The following is a 13,058-nucleotide window of genomic DNA, read 5'->3' on the forward strand; positions in this document are numbered from 1 at the left end:
TCATGCGCCGAGTTGCCGATCCATGTCGATCATGCGGCTGGCGATCGCGTCGGGGTTGATCTTGTAGCTGCCGTTCTGCAGCGCCGAGCGCACCGCGTCGACGCGGCTGCTGTCCACCGCCGGAGCGGCCGACAGTTGGCGTTGCAGGGTCTGCAGGCCGGAGGCTTCGCCGGTCAGGCGCAGGCTGTCGGTTGCAGCGGCCGCACCGACCGCACGGTCCTTGCCTTCCTCGGACGCGCCGGAGGCGGCCTTGGTCGAGACGGACGACGTGCGAAGGGTGGCCGGGCTCGGCAAACTCCCTTCAATTTTCTGGGTCATGACGGACATCCTGTTACGGGTTCGGTGTAAGTAACGGCACAGCGTCGGAGAACTTTAGCCGGGATCTCATCGCGTCACTAAAACGTCGCCATTTTGTGACACAGTTCCCTGAACGATGCGTTTGGACGACAGGTTTTCGACGGTCACCCGCTCGTTTTCGCCCGCATCGCCCAGTGCGCGCCCGGACATGCGCACTTCCAGGCCGCCGCTGCGGGCCACCAGCGCCACATTGTCGCCGCGCCGGACCAGCCGCGGTGCGACCAGATCGGTGGCGGACAACAAGGTGCCGGCCGGCAGGGTCCGCCGTACCACCTTGCCGATCGCCGCCTCCGGCTCGGTCATCGCGGCGCCGACGATGCGCGCCGCGTCGCGCTTCTCGGGGACGATATCGGCCGCGCCGATGGTTTCTCCAGCGGACAGGCCGCGCGCCAGCACCAGGACGTGCTGCATGCGCCGCACCTTGACCGGCACGAACAGGCGCCAGCCGGTGTCGCGCGGGCAACTCACTTCCACGGTCGTGGTGCCGGTCGGCTGGGCCTGCAGCGGCACCGGGCACAGCGGCACCCGCACCGACGGGTCCAGGGTCGCCTCGGCATCGGCGTCGGCACCGGCCAGGGACAGCGCCGCAGCGCGGATCGAGTCCACCGACTGGAAGTCCGTGGCCCAGGCCGGCGTGGCAGCCAGCAGGACCAGCAATAGGATCGGGCGCATCGCCGTCTCTCTCGGAAAGGTCGCCGACACGATGCAAAGACCGTGCCGGAAACCGCATGGTCGATCTGCGCGCTGCCCTCAAGTTCCGCCGCGACAGCGCCGATATGAACGCCATGAGTCACGACCTTCTCAACCGAATCGACCAGCGCACCCGCTTGGCGGGCCACAACCGGCTTGCCCTGCTGTTGTTCCGGCTGGGTGGTCGCCAGCTTTTTGGCGTGAACGTCTTCAAGGTGCAGGAAGTGCTGCGCCGGCCGGAGCTGTTCCAGGTGCCGGGGCTGCCGCTGCAGTTCTCCGGCGTCGCCGACGTGCGTGGGCGCTCGGTCCCGGTGCTCGACCTGGGCCTGGCCATCGGCCACCCGGAGCGCGAGCCGAACGCGGACACCGCGCCAGGCTATCTGGTGGTGACCGAGTTCAACCGCTCGGTGCAGGGCTTCCTGGTCAGCGGCGTGGAGCGCATCGTCAACATCGCGGTGGAAGACATCCATCCGCCGCCGGAACTGGGCGCCGAATCCAGCTACCTGACCGCGGTGACCCGCTTCCAGGGCGAACTGATCCAGGTGATCGACGTGGAAAGCGTGCTGGCCGACATCGCCCAGACCCGGGTCGAGGCCAACCTGGACCCGTCGCTGGCGCTCACCGGCCCGCAGTTGCAGGTGCTGGTGGTCGACGACTCGCGCGTGGCGCGGCAGCAGATCCGCAGCGTGCTGGACCAGCTCGGGGTCGCGGCGACCCTGCTCTCCGACGGCCGCCAGGCCTTGGACCATCTCTTGCAGATCCACGCCGCGGGCGAGAATCCGGCCGAGCGCTACGCCATGGTGATCTCGGACATCGAGATGCCGGCGATGGACGGCTATACGCTGACGACGGAAATCCGCCGCCATGCCGGCCTGTCCGGCCTGTACGTGCTGTTGCACACCTCGCTGTCGGGCGTGTTCAACAATGCGATGGTCGAGCGCGTGGGCGCCAACGCCTTCGTGGCCAAGTACAGCCCCAACGAGCTGGCCGAGTACGTGCTGGCGCGGCTGCGGGTCGTGGCCGCGGCCGCGCAGGCGGCCGCCTGACCCGGGCGCCGCGCCTGCCGCGCGGCCTGCCTGACCTTCTATAGCGCTATAGCGCGCGCGGGCGCTCCCCGCCTCCCGCGGCAACCCCTGATTTCACGGGCCTTGCGCCCGACTTTGGCACGCGCCTTGCCTGTGGTTTCGGCAACGAACCGCGGGATCGTGCCATGTCCAATCCGATCACAGCCTACTTCGGCGTCCACGGCGACGCCCTGCCGCTGCGCGAGCAGCGCATGAAGCTGATCGCCAGCAACCTCAGCAACGTCGACACGCCCGGGTACAAGGCCCAGGACCTGGATTTCGACGCGGCGATGCGCGCCGCGCAGGGACAGCGCGAGGGTACCCAACTCGCGGTCGACGACAGCCGCCACATCGCGGTCGGCGGCGATGGCCTGAACCCGTTCCAGGTCACCCGCGTCGCCAGCCAGCCCAGCCTGGACGGCAACACCGTCGACCCGGATGCCGAACGCGCCGCCTACGGCCGCGCCGCGCTGGAGTACCGCGCCTCGCTGAGCTTCCTCGAATCCAAGGTGCGCAGCATGCTCACCGCGATCACAGGCCAATAAGCCATGAGCAACCTGCCGATCTTCGACGTCGCCGGCTCCGCGCTGCAGGCGCAGTCGGTGCGCATGAGCACCATCGCCAGCAACCTGTCCAACGCCGATTCGGTGGCCGGTTCGGCGGAGGCGGCCTACAAGCCGATCGAGCCGATCTTCCAGGCGGTGCGCAATCCGCACGACAGCAGCCTGACCTCGGTCAACGTCAAGCAAATCGCCACGACCAACGCACCGCCGATCAAGCGCTACGAACCCGGCCATCCGCTCGCCGACGCCGACGGCTACATCTATTCGCCCGATGTGGACCCGGTCTCGCAGATGGTCAACCTGATCTCCGCCTCGCGCAATTACCAGGCCGGCGTGGAGGTCCTCAACACCGCCAAGGAACTGGCGCTGGCTACCTTGACCATGGGCCGCTGATCGCCCTCCCTCCGCCGCGTCACGTTCCAGGACCGCTTCCATGACCAGCGTCACCTCCACCGACACTACCTATTCCAGCCTGGGCCTGAGCGCCTCGAGCAACACCAGCACGACCAAGAACAAGGCGCTGCAGCAGGCCGACTTCCTGAAGCTGATGACCGAGCAGCTGCAGCACCAGGATCCGCTCAAGCCGATGGACAACAGCCAGATGGTCGCGCAGATGGCGCAGCTGTCCACCGTGCAGGGCATCGGCGACCTCAACAAGACCGTGACCGCGCTGTCCTCGTCGATGAGCACCGACCAGGTGCTGCGCGGCGCCAACCTGATCGGGCACAAGGTGCTGGTGCCGTCGGCGACGCTGCCGCTGGGTGCCGAGGGCAGCACCGGCGGCCTGGTCGCGGCCAAGGCCGCGGGCGTGGTCGACGTCACCGTCAGCGACGCCAACGGCCAGCCGATCAAGAAGATCAGCCTGACCGCCGACAAGGCCGGCCAGCTCGATTTCGCCTGGGACGGCACCGACGCCAGCGGCAAGCGCATGCCGGCCGGCAGCTACAGCATCACCGCTGGGCAGACCGATGCCCAGGGCAACCAGCTGTCCCTGTCCACCTACGTCCAGGCGCCGGTCGAGAGCGCCATCATCGGATCGGACGGCATCTATCTCGACCTGACCGGGCTCGGCACCACGCCGCTGACCAACGTTCTCCGCGTCAGCTAACGCCACGCCGACCATCCACAGGAGTCCACCATGGGTTTCAATACATCGCTGTCCGGCCTCAGGGCGGCCAATACCGACCTCAACGTCACCGCCAACAACATCGCCAACGCCAACACCACCGGCTTCAAGGGCTCGCGCGCCGAGTTCGCCGACCAGTTCACGCTCAACGGCTACGGCCTGGCGCGCAACGCGGTGGGTTCGGGCGTGCGTGTCAGCAACGTCGCCCAGCAGTTCTCGCAGGGCACCATCGATCCGACCGGGCGCAGCCTGGACCTGGCCATTTCCGGTTCCGGCTTCTTCACCCTGTCCAACAACGGCGCCCGCGTGTACTCGCGCGCCGGCAACTTCCAGACCGACGCCAACGGCTATGTGGTCAATCCGCAGGGCGCGCGGCTGCAGGTGTTCCCGCCGGCAAGCAACGGCAACGGCTTCGCGGCCGGCACCCTGACCGACCTGCAGCTGCTGACCACCGACAGCCCGCCCAAGCAGTCCAGCACGGTCAACCTGACCTTCACCCTGCCCGGCAACACCCAGCCGCCGACGGTGGCCACGTTCGATCCGAACGACGCCAACAGCTACAACAACTCCAGCGGCGGCACCACGGTCTACGATTCGCTGGGCGTGGCCCACGTGCAGACCTCGTACTTCGTCAAGACTTCCACGCCCAACCAGTGGACCGTCTACAACTACGTGGACGGCGTGGCCGCCGGCGGCGCCAGCACGCTGCAGTTCTCCAGCAGCGGCGCGCTGGTCAGCCCGGCCGACGGCAAGATCGCGCTGGGTTCCTTCACCCCCGCCACCGGTGCCGGCACCCTGTCGCTGACCCTGAACATGTTCGGGTCGACCCAGTACGGCGAGGCCTTCGCCCTGCGCGGCGCGACCCAGGACGGCTACGCCAGCGGCAAGCTCAACTCGATCAGCATCGACGAGAAAGGCATCGTCTACGCGCGTTACTCCAACAACGCGGACAAGGCGCTGGGCCAGATCGCGGTGACCAACTTCGTCAACCCGCAGGGCCTGAGTTCGCTCGGCGACAACGCCTGGGCGGAAAGCTCGGCCTCGGGCATCGCCCGCACCGGCTCGCCGGCGACCTCGGACTTCGGCAGCGTGCAGTCCGGCGCACTGGAATCCTCCACCGTCGACCTGACCGAGCAGCTGGTGAACATGATCGTGGCCCAGCGCAACTTCCAGGCCAACTCCCAGGTGATCTCGACCCAGGATCAGGTCACGCAGACGATCATCAATATGCGTTAAGGCTGGGATTGGTGATTCGGGATTGGTGATTCGTCACCGCTGGCGCCCTGCCGAACGGGCGTCAGCTTGAGCCACCATTTCCGATCGTCTGCGGCACTGCAGCTTCTTCGAATCCCGAATCCCGTCTCTCCAATCACGGTTCACACCCATGGACAAAGCCCTCTACGTCGCCATGACCGGCGCCCGCGCTTCGCTGCAGGCGCAGGCCACCGTGTCGCACAATCTGGCCAACGTCGAGACCTCCGGGTTCAAGGCGGCGCTGGCCAACACCGAGGCGTATCGGATTCCCGGCGCCGGTTATCCGTCGCGCATCGATGCGCTGCACATCGACCAGGGGTTCAACCGCGATGTCGGCGCGCAGCACCAGACCGGCAATCCGCTGGATCTGTCGCTGGACGCCGACCGCTGGCTGGCGGTGCAGTCCGCCGACGGCAAGGAGGCGTACACGCGCGGCGGCGAGTTGGCGCTGACCCCGAACGGCCAGCTGGTCACCGCCAGCGGCCATGCGGTGCTCGATGACCAGGGCAACCCGGTGTCGATCCCGCCGCATCAGTCGCTGGAAATCGGCAACGACGGCACGGTGTCGATCGTGCCGCTGGGCGAAGCCCCCACCGCGATGAGCACCGTCGCCACCCTGAAGGTGGTGCAGGCGCCGGCGGACCAGCTCACCCGCCGTCCCGACGGCCTGATGCGCAACGTCAGCGACGATCCGGCCAAGGCCTTCGCGCCGGCGACCGGCAATTCGCTGCGCACCGGCGTGCTCGAGGGCAGCAACGTCGATGCCGCCGGCGCGCTGGTGCAGATGATCCAGTTGCAGCGCCAGTTCGAAATGCAGGTGAAGGTCATCAAGAACGGCGACGAGAACGCGCAGTCGGCCAACACCCTGCTGCGTCTGAACGGCTAAGGCGCGCCGCGGCGCCTGCAGGCGCCGGTTTGGCACGGCACATGCATCAGTCCCTGCGCCCGCGGCGCGTCGTGCCGGGGCCACCATCAGAGGAATTCGGGTCATGAATCAGGCTTTGTGGGTCGCCAAGACCGGACTGGATGCGCAGCAGACGCGCATGTCGGTCGTCTCCAACAACCTGGCCAACACCAACACCACCGGTTTCAAGCGCGACCGCGCCAACTTCGAGGACCTGCTGTACCAACAGCTGCGGCAGCCCGGCGGCGCCAGCTCCTCGCAGACGCAGCTGCCTTCGGGCCTGCAGGTGGGTACCGGCGTGCGCGTGGTCGCCACCGCCAAGGATTTCGAGCAGGGCAGCCAGCAGCAGACCGACCGCGCCCTGGACGTGATGGTCAACGGCCGCGGCTTCTTCGAAGTGCAGATGCCGGACGGCACCTCGGCCTACACCCGCGACGGCAGCTTCCAGATCGATGCGCAGGGCCAATTGGTCACCAACAGCGGCTACCCGATCCAGCCGGGCATCCAGATCCCGGAAGGCGCGCAGTCGGTGACCATCGGCTCCGACGGCACGGTGAGCGTGCAGGTCGCCGGCACCGCCGCCGCGCTGCAGGTCGGCTCGCTGACCCTCACCGACTTCATCAATCCCTCCGGCCTGCAGGCCCAGGGCCAGAACCTGTACGTGGAAACCGCCGCCTCCGGCCCGGCCACCAACGGCACGCCCGGCCTCAACGGCCTGGGCAAGATCGCGCAGGGCGCCCTGGAAGGCAGCAACGTCAATGTGGTGGAAGAGCTGGTGAGCATGATCGAGACCCAGCGCGCCTACGAGATGAACGCCAAGGCCATCTCCACCACCGACTCCATGCTCGGCTATCTGAACAACAACGTCTGATCCCCTCGCCTCCGGAATCCGCCATGTCGCGCCTGTCCTCTCTCTCCTTCTCCGCCGCGCTGCTGCTGCCGGTCCTGCTCGGCGGTTGCGCCGGCCTGGGCGTCGCCGCCGGCGACGTGCGCCCGTACGCGCCGATGGCGCCGATCACGCCGGTGATGGCGCCGCAGGCGCAACCCACCGCCGGTGCGATCTACGCCGCCGGCCCCGGCCTGCAGCTGTATTCGGACCGCCGTGCCCGCGACGTCGGCGACCTGCTGACCATCACCCTGGTCGAAAGCACCAACGCCAGCAGCACCGCCAACACCAGCATCAGCAAGAAGGATGCGGTGACCATGGCCACGCCGACCCTGCTCGGCGCGCCACTGACCGTCAACGGCACCAACATCCTCAACAATTCCACCAGCGGCGACCGCAGCTTCGCCGGCAAGGGCAACACCGCGCAGAGCAACACCATGCAGGGCAGCATCACCGTGACCGTGATGCAGCGCCTGCCCAACGGCAACCTGGTGATCCAGGGCCAGAAGAACCTGCGGCTGAACCAGGGCGACGAACTGGTGCAGGTGCAGGGCGTGGTCCGCGCCGCCGACATCGCCCCGGACAACACCATCCCTTCCAGCAAGGTGGCCGAAGCGCGCATCGCCTACGGCGGCCGCGGCGCGGTCGCGCAGTCCAACGCGATGGGCTGGCTGAGCCGCTTCTTCAACTCGCGCATCTCGCCGTACTGAGGCCCGCCATGAATCTCCTGTCCCTGCCCTGCCGCCTGCTCGCCGCCGTCGCCCTGTGCGCGGGCCTGGCCGCGCCGGCCGCGGCCGAACGCATCAAGGACCTGGCCCAGGTCGGCGGCGTGCGCAACAACGCGCTGGTCGGCTATGGCCTGGTGGTCGGCCTGGACGGCAGCGGCGACCGCACCAGCCAGGCGCCTTTCACCGTGCAGAGCCTGAAGAACATGCTCGGCGAGCTGGGCGTCAACGTGCCGGCCAACGTCAACCCGCAGTTGAAGAACGTCGCCGCGGTGGCGATCAGCGCGCAGTTGCCGGCGTTCGCCAAGCCGGGCCAGACCATCGACATCACCGTCTCCTCGATCGGCAACGCCATCTCGTTGCGCGGCGGCACGCTGCTGATGGCGCCGCTGAAGGGCGCCGACGGCCAGGTCTATGCGGTCGCCCAGGGCAACCTGGTGGTCGGCGGCTTCGGTGCGCAGGGCAAGGACGGTTCGCGGATCTCGGTGAACGTGCCCAGCGTCGGCCTGATCCCCAACGGCGCGACGGTAGAACGTGCGCTGCCGGACGTGTTCGGCAACACCGGCGAGATCACCCTGAACCTGCATCAGCCCGATTTCACCACCGTCTCGCGCATGGTCTCGGCGCTGGAAAGCACCTTCGGCCCCGGCAGCGCGCACGCGGTGGACGGCTCCACCGTGGCGGTGCGTTCGCCCACCGACCAGAGCGCGCGCATCGGCCTGCTGGCACGCATCGAGAACGTCGAGCTGTCGCCGGGCGCGGCACCGGCCAAGGTCGTGGTCAATGCCCGCACCGGCACGGTGGTGATCGGCTCGCAGGTCCGGGTCAGCCCGGCGGCGATCTCGCACGGCTCGCTGACGGTGACCATCAGCGAAGGCACCCAGGTCAGCCAGCCGAATGCCCTGAGCGGCGGCCAGACCGTGGCCACGCCCAAGTCCACCATCACCGCCACCAACGAAGGCAGCCGCATGTTCAAGTTCGAGGGCGGCACCTCGCTGGATCAGATCGTACGGGCGGTCAACGAGGTCGGCGCCGCACCTGGCGACCTGATCGCGATTCTGGAAGCGCTCAAGCAGGCCGGTGCCCTGAGCGCGGAGCTGGAGGTGATCTGACATGCGTATCTCGGCCGCTCCCTTCGACCTGCACGCCTCTACCCAGAACGATCCGGCCAAGATCGACAAGGTCTCGCGCCAGCTCGAAGGGCAGTTCGCCAACATGCTGGTCAAGAGCATGCGCCAGGCCAGCTTCGGCAATTCGCTGTTCCCGGGCGAGAACCAGACCTTCCGCGACATGTACGACCAGCAGTTGGCCAAGGGCCTGACCGACGGCAAGGGGCTGGGCCTGGCGGCGATGATCGCCAAGCAGCTCGGCGGCGGGCAGCCGGCGGCGACCGGCACCCCGAACACCGCGCTGGATGCGGCCAAGGCGGCCAAGGCCTATTCGCTGGTGTCCGGCCAATCCGGCAACGGCCCGATGCCGCTGCAGGGCGAGGCCGCGCTCGCCGCCGGTGCCGCAGCCGGCGCCGGCGTCGGCCCGTGGAGCGGCGCCGAGGCGACCGCCTCGCCGCAGCAGCAAGTGCTGGACATGATCGCCGGCCGCGAGAGCAGCGCCATGCATCAGGCCATCGGCAGCAGCCCGGCCGACGGCAGCGCCGGCCTGTCCTGGGCCGGCGCCGACGACCGCTGGTCGAACGTGCAGGCGGCCGCCGACAGCGGCAATGCCATCGATCCCAGCGCCGCCGCGGCCGCCAACGCCGCCGCGGCCAGCCTCGGCGAGCGCACCCCGGAAGGCTTCGTCGCCAAGATCTGGAACCATGCGCAGAAGGCCGCGCAGGAACTGGGCGTGGACGCCCGCGCCCTGGTCGCGCAGGCCGCGCTGGAAACCGGCTGGGGCCGCCGCGGCATCTCCCGCGGCGACGGCGCCAGTTCCAACAACCTGTTCGGGATCAAGGCCACCGGCTGGGACGGCGATCGCGTGACCACCGGCACCCACGAGTACGTGGACGGGGTCAAGCAGTCGCAGACCGCCGATTTCCGCGCCTATTCCTCGCCAGCGGAGAGCTTCGCCGACTACGTGCGCCTGCTGAAGACCAATCCGCGCTACCAGCAGGCGCTGAAGGCCGGCACCGACATCCGCGGCTTCGCCCAGGGCCTGCAGCGCGCCGGCTACGCCACCGACCCGGCCTACGCGGCCAAGATCGCCGCCATCGCCGGCGGCCCGACCATCGGCCGCGCGGTCGCCGCGATCGGCAGCGCCGCCGCCGGCGGCATCGAGCGCGTGCTGGCCAGCACCGTCGATTCGTCCGGCCTCGTGCGCCGCTGAGGTAGCCGCCCATGTCCATCCTCTCTACCGGTACCGGTGCCCTGCTCGCCTTCCAGCGGGCCCTGTCGACGGTCAGCCACAACGTCGCCAACATCAACACCGACGGCTACAGCCGGCAGCGGACGACGTTCGCGACCACGGTCCCCAGCCAGTACGGCAGCGAGTTCATCGGCAACGGCACCCAGATCACCGACGTTTCCCGCGTCGCCGACCAGTTGGCGATCTCGCGCCTGTTCGACAGCACTGGCGAAGTCGCGCGGCTGAAGCAGCTGTCCAGCCTGTCCAGCCGCGTCGACGGGCTGTTCTCGGACAAGGCCACCAGCATCGCCGGGCAGTGGTCGAACTTCTTCGACGCCACCAGCGGCCTGTCCTCCAACGCTTCGGCAAGCGCCAACCGGCAGAACCTGCTGGACGCCGGCAATTCGCTGGTGACCCGCTTCAAGCAGCTCAACGGCCAGCTCGACTCGCTCGGCAGCGAGGTCAACAACGGCCTGCTGGCCGGCACCGCCGAAGCCAACCGCCTGGCCACCGAGATCGCCAAGCTCAACGGCCAGATCGGCTCCAACGCCAATGCTGCCGCGCCGGACCTGCTCGATCGCCGCGACCAGATGATCAGCCAGCTGATCGGCTACACCGGCGGCAGCGTCATCCAGCAGGATGGGGGGATGATGAACGTCTACACCTCCGGCGGCCAGGCGATGGTGGTCGGGACCAACGCCTCGACGCTGGTCGCTAGTCCCGATCCCTACCAGCCGGAGCGGCTGCAAATCGCGGTGAAGACCCAGGGCGGCACGACTCCGCTGAGCGAAAAGGCGCTGGGCGGGCAGATCGGCGGCTTCCTGGAGTTCCGCAGCACCGTCCTGGACCCGACCAAGGCCGAGCTCGGCCGCATCGCCACCGGGCTGGCCAGCAGCTACAACCAGCAGCACCACGCCGGCATGGACCTGTACGGGCAGATGGGCGGCGATTTCTTCAATCTGCCGCCGCCGAGCGTGGACGGCAACAGCGCCAACACCGGCACGGCCGCATTCACCGCCAGCGTCAGCGACCTGAGCAAGCTCGACGGGCAGAACCTGCTGCTGACCTACAACGGCACGAGCTGGAACGCCAGCCGCGCCGATACCGGCGCCAGCATCCCGATGACCGGGTCCGGCACCAGCGCCGATCCGTTCGTGGTCAACGGCGTGACCCTGCAGGTATCCGGCACCGCCGCCAGCGGCGACAAGTTCCTGCTGCAGCCCACCGCCAACGCCATCAGCAAGCTGTCCGTGGCCATCACCGACCCCTCGCGCATCGCCGCGGCCACGCCGATCCAGGCCAGCGCCACGCTGAGCAACCTGGGGACCGGCAAGGTCAGCAACGTCTCCGCGACCGACGCCAGCAACGCCAATCTGCTGACGCCGGCGAACATCGCCTTCATCGATTCCACCCATTACTCGATCAACGGCGGCGCACCGCAGACCTACACCGCCGGCCAGACCATCAGCGCCAACGGCTGGAGCCTGACCATGGACGGCGTCCCGTCCGCCGGCGACAGCTTCGCGGTGGGCCCGACCGGGGTCGGCTCGAGCAACAACGGCAACGCGCTGCTGCTGTCCAACCTCGACGATTCCAAGGCCTTCAACGGCGGCACCATCACCCTCAACGGCGCGGTGGCCGGCCTGACCACCACGATCGGCTCGTCGGCGCGCCAGGCCAAGTACGCGGCCGACGCGCAGGACGTGATCCAGAGCAGCGCCCAGGACGCGCGCGACTCGCTGTCCGGCGTCAACCTCGACGAGGAAGCGGCGGACATGCTGCGGCTGCAGCAGGCCTACCAGGCGGCCTCGCGCCTGATCTCCACCGCCGACACCCTGTTCCAGTCCATCCTGAGCGCGGTCCGATGAGCAATCGCATCTCCAGCGGCATGATCTTCAATCAGTCGCTCAACACCATGCTCGGCAAGCAGGCGACGATCTCGCACCTGCAGCAGCAGCTCTCCACCGGCCAGCGCATTGTCAGCGCCGCCGACGACCCAGTCGCCGCCGGCACCGCGGTCAGCCTGGATCGCACGGTAGCGGCGCTGGCGCGCTTCGGCGACAACGCCACCAATGTGCAGAACCGCCTCAACCTGCAGGAAAACGCGTTGTCGCAGGCCGGCGACCTGATGGCCCGGGTCAAGGATCTGACGGTCGAAGCCAATAGTTCGGCGCTGGCCACCCCCGACCGCAAGGCCATCGCCGCGGAACTGAAGACCCTGCACGACAGCCTGCTGAGCCTGTCCAACAGCACCGACGGCTCCGGCCGCTACCTGTTCGGCGGCACCGCCGACGACGCCGCGCCGTTCGCGGTGGTCTCCGGCAACGTGGTCTACAGCGGCAATCAGACCCAGCGCAGCGTGGAGATCGCGCCGGATACCAAGGTCTCCGACGCCCTGCCCGGCAGCGAGATCTTCATGCGCGTGCCCACCGGCGACGGCACCGTGGACGCGCACGCGGCCGCCGGCAACACCGGCACCGGCCTGTTGCTGGATTTCAGCCGCGACGGCTCCGGCAGCGCCTGGAACGGCGGCAGCTACAACGTCGTGTTCACCGCCGCCACCACCTACGAGGTACGCGACAGCAGCGGCACCGTGGTCAACACCGGCACGTATACCGCCGGCGAGAGCATTGGCCTGCCCGGGCTGAAGATGCGCGTGGACGGCGCGCCCGCCGCCGGCGACAGCTTCCAGATCGGCCCATCGACCACCAAGGACGTGTTCTCCACGATCAGCAACCTGGTCAACCTGCTCAACACCGATCCCATCACCCCCACCGCCAAGGCCGCGCTGCAGAACGGCCTGCAATCGTCGATGCGCGACATCACCCAGGCCTCATCGAAGATGATCGACGCGCGCGCCGCCGGCGGCGCCCAACTGGCGGCGATCGACAACGCCACCGACCTGCGCGAAGCCAACAACGTCACCCTGAAGACCACCCTGTCCTCGCTGCGCGACCTCGACTACGCCCAGGCGATTTCCCAGTACCAGCTGGAACAGTCGGCGCTGAAAGCGGCACAAACCATCTTTACCCAGATGCAGAAGATGTCGCTGTTCGACCGGCTCTGATCATCACGCAATAAACCCGATATACCAAAAGGCCCGGAGCGCGGCGACGCCTCCGGGCCTTTCGCGTTATACAAAAGATCGC

General features: G+C 68.3%; 14 protein-coding genes. 12 read left to right on the forward strand and 2 right to left on the reverse strand.

Translation table 11 applies throughout. The features are described from left to right. A complete protein-coding gene (gene flgM, locus NUG21_RS10455) occupies positions 1-318 on the reverse strand; it encodes a flagellar biosynthesis anti-sigma factor FlgM (protein ID WP_048489805.1) in 318 nt (105 codons plus the stop codon). A gap of 66 nt (positions 319-384) precedes the next feature. Then, the gene (flgA, locus tag NUG21_RS10460; protein WP_160947195.1) at positions 385-1,029 is read right to left on the reverse strand and encodes a flagellar basal body P-ring formation chaperone FlgA; all 645 of its coding nucleotides are present in this window, start codon (positions 1,027-1,029) and stop codon (positions 385-387) included. 113 nt (positions 1,030-1,142) lie between these two features. Between flgA and NUG21_RS10465 the strand changes: the two genes are divergently transcribed. The 12 genes from NUG21_RS10465 (at position 1,143) to flgL (ending at position 12,976) form a co-directional block, all read left to right on the forward strand. Next, positions 1,143-2,093 carry a chemotaxis protein gene (locus NUG21_RS10465; protein WP_160947292.1) on the forward strand — a complete coding sequence of 317 codons (951 nt, stop codon included), beginning with the start codon at positions 1,143-1,145 and terminating at the stop codon, positions 2,091-2,093. Between the two features lie 164 nt (positions 2,094-2,257). Continuing rightward, positions 2,258-2,656 (forward strand): flagellar basal body rod protein FlgB, encoded by a 399-nt coding sequence (gene flgB / locus NUG21_RS10470; RefSeq protein ID WP_242083481.1) that lies wholly within the window; start codon positions 2,258-2,260, stop codon positions 2,654-2,656. Positions 2,657-2,659: 3 nt separating this feature from the next. After that, the gene (gene flgC, locus NUG21_RS10475) at positions 2,660-3,067 is read left to right on the forward strand and encodes a flagellar basal body rod protein FlgC (protein ID WP_160947193.1); all 408 of its coding nucleotides are present in this window, start codon (positions 2,660-2,662) and stop codon (positions 3,065-3,067) included. A 40-nt stretch (positions 3,068-3,107) separates the two neighbouring features. After that, positions 3,108-3,782 carry a flagellar hook capping FlgD N-terminal domain-containing protein gene (locus NUG21_RS10480; protein WP_019796597.1) on the forward strand — a complete coding sequence of 225 codons (675 nt, stop codon included), beginning with the start codon at positions 3,108-3,110 and terminating at the stop codon, positions 3,780-3,782. A 30-nt stretch (positions 3,783-3,812) separates the two neighbouring features. After that, on the forward strand, positions 3,813-5,036 hold the full coding sequence (gene flgE / locus NUG21_RS10485; protein ID WP_160947191.1) for a flagellar hook protein FlgE: 1,224 nt from the start codon (positions 3,813-3,815) through the stop codon (positions 5,034-5,036). Positions 5,037-5,184: 148 nt separating this feature from the next. Beyond that, positions 5,185-5,940 carry a flagellar basal-body rod protein FlgF gene (locus NUG21_RS10490; protein ID WP_010341757.1) on the forward strand — a complete coding sequence of 252 codons (756 nt, stop codon included), beginning with the start codon at positions 5,185-5,187 and terminating at the stop codon, positions 5,938-5,940. A gap of 103 nt (positions 5,941-6,043) precedes the next feature. Continuing rightward, positions 6,044-6,829, forward strand: coding sequence for a flagellar basal-body rod protein FlgG (gene flgG / locus NUG21_RS10495; protein ID WP_019800423.1), 786 nt, complete (start codon positions 6,044-6,046; stop codon positions 6,827-6,829). 23 nt (positions 6,830-6,852) lie between these two features. Further along, a complete protein-coding gene (gene flgH, locus NUG21_RS10500) occupies positions 6,853-7,554 on the forward strand; it encodes a flagellar basal body L-ring protein FlgH (RefSeq protein ID WP_160947189.1) in 702 nt (233 codons plus the stop codon). Positions 7,555-7,562: 8 nt separating this feature from the next. Next, positions 7,563-8,681, forward strand: coding sequence for a flagellar basal body P-ring protein FlgI (locus NUG21_RS10505; RefSeq protein WP_019796242.1), 1,119 nt, complete (start codon positions 7,563-7,565; stop codon positions 8,679-8,681). A 1-nt stretch (position 8,682) separates the two neighbouring features. Next, complete coding sequence (gene flgJ, locus NUG21_RS10510; RefSeq protein ID WP_263390830.1) at positions 8,683-9,891, forward strand: flagellar assembly peptidoglycan hydrolase FlgJ; 1,209 nt, start codon at positions 8,683-8,685, stop codon at positions 9,889-9,891. Between the two features lie 11 nt (positions 9,892-9,902). Further along, positions 9,903-11,777 (forward strand): flagellar hook-associated protein FlgK, encoded by a 1,875-nt coding sequence (gene flgK, locus NUG21_RS10515; protein WP_160947187.1) that lies wholly within the window; start codon positions 9,903-9,905, stop codon positions 11,775-11,777. After that, entirely contained in the window at positions 11,774-12,976 is a 1,203-nt protein-coding gene (gene flgL, locus NUG21_RS10520) for a flagellar hook-associated protein FlgL (protein WP_160947186.1), read from the forward strand. Before flgK ends, flgL begins: the two co-directional genes overlap by 4 nt. Positions 12,977-13,058: the final 82 nt, after the last annotated feature.

The organism is Xanthomonas sp. CFBP 8445 (assembly GCF_025666235.1).
Taxonomy (GTDB): domain Bacteria; phylum Pseudomonadota; class Gammaproteobacteria; order Xanthomonadales; family Xanthomonadaceae; genus Xanthomonas_A; species Xanthomonas_A indica.

What these genes read in the sequence shown, in the direction of transcription:
- NUG21_RS10480 (WP_019796597.1), top strand. Translation starts at nt 3,108, where the DNA reads ATGACCAGCGTCACCTCCACCGACACTACCTATTCCAGCCTGGGCCTG.
- NUG21_RS10505 (WP_019796242.1), top strand. Translation starts at nt 7,563, where the DNA reads ATGAATCTCCTGTCCCTGCCCTGCCGCCTGCTCGCCGCCGTCGCCCTG.
- flgC (WP_160947193.1), top strand. Translation starts at nt 2,660, where the DNA reads ATGAGCAACCTGCCGATCTTCGACGTCGCCGGCTCCGCGCTGCAGGCG.
- flgK (WP_160947187.1), top strand. Translation starts at nt 9,903, where the DNA reads ATGTCCATCCTCTCTACCGGTACCGGTGCCCTGCTCGCCTTCCAGCGG.
- NUG21_RS10465 (WP_160947292.1), top strand. Translation starts at nt 1,143, where the DNA reads ATGAGTCACGACCTTCTCAACCGAATCGACCAGCGCACCCGCTTGGCG.
- flgL (WP_160947186.1), top strand. Translation starts at nt 11,774, where the DNA reads ATGAGCAATCGCATCTCCAGCGGCATGATCTTCAATCAGTCGCTCAAC.
- NUG21_RS10490 (WP_010341757.1), top strand. Translation starts at nt 5,185, where the DNA reads ATGGACAAAGCCCTCTACGTCGCCATGACCGGCGCCCGCGCTTCGCTG.
- flgJ (WP_263390830.1), top strand. Translation starts at nt 8,683, where the DNA reads ATGCGTATCTCGGCCGCTCCCTTCGACCTGCACGCCTCTACCCAGAAC.
- flgG (WP_019800423.1), top strand. Translation starts at nt 6,044, where the DNA reads ATGAATCAGGCTTTGTGGGTCGCCAAGACCGGACTGGATGCGCAGCAG.
- flgA (WP_160947195.1), bottom strand. Translation starts at nt 1,029, where the DNA reads ATGCGCCCGATCCTATTGCTGGTCCTGCTGGCTGCCACGCCGGCCTGG.
- flgM (WP_048489805.1), bottom strand. Translation starts at nt 318, where the DNA reads ATGACCCAGAAAATTGAAGGGAGTTTGCCGAGCCCGGCCACCCTTCGC.
- flgH (WP_160947189.1), top strand. Translation starts at nt 6,853, where the DNA reads ATGTCGCGCCTGTCCTCTCTCTCCTTCTCCGCCGCGCTGCTGCTGCCG.
- flgE (WP_160947191.1), top strand. Translation starts at nt 3,813, where the DNA reads ATGGGTTTCAATACATCGCTGTCCGGCCTCAGGGCGGCCAATACCGAC.
- flgB (WP_242083481.1), top strand. Translation starts at nt 2,258, where the DNA reads ATGTCCAATCCGATCACAGCCTACTTCGGCGTCCACGGCGACGCCCTG.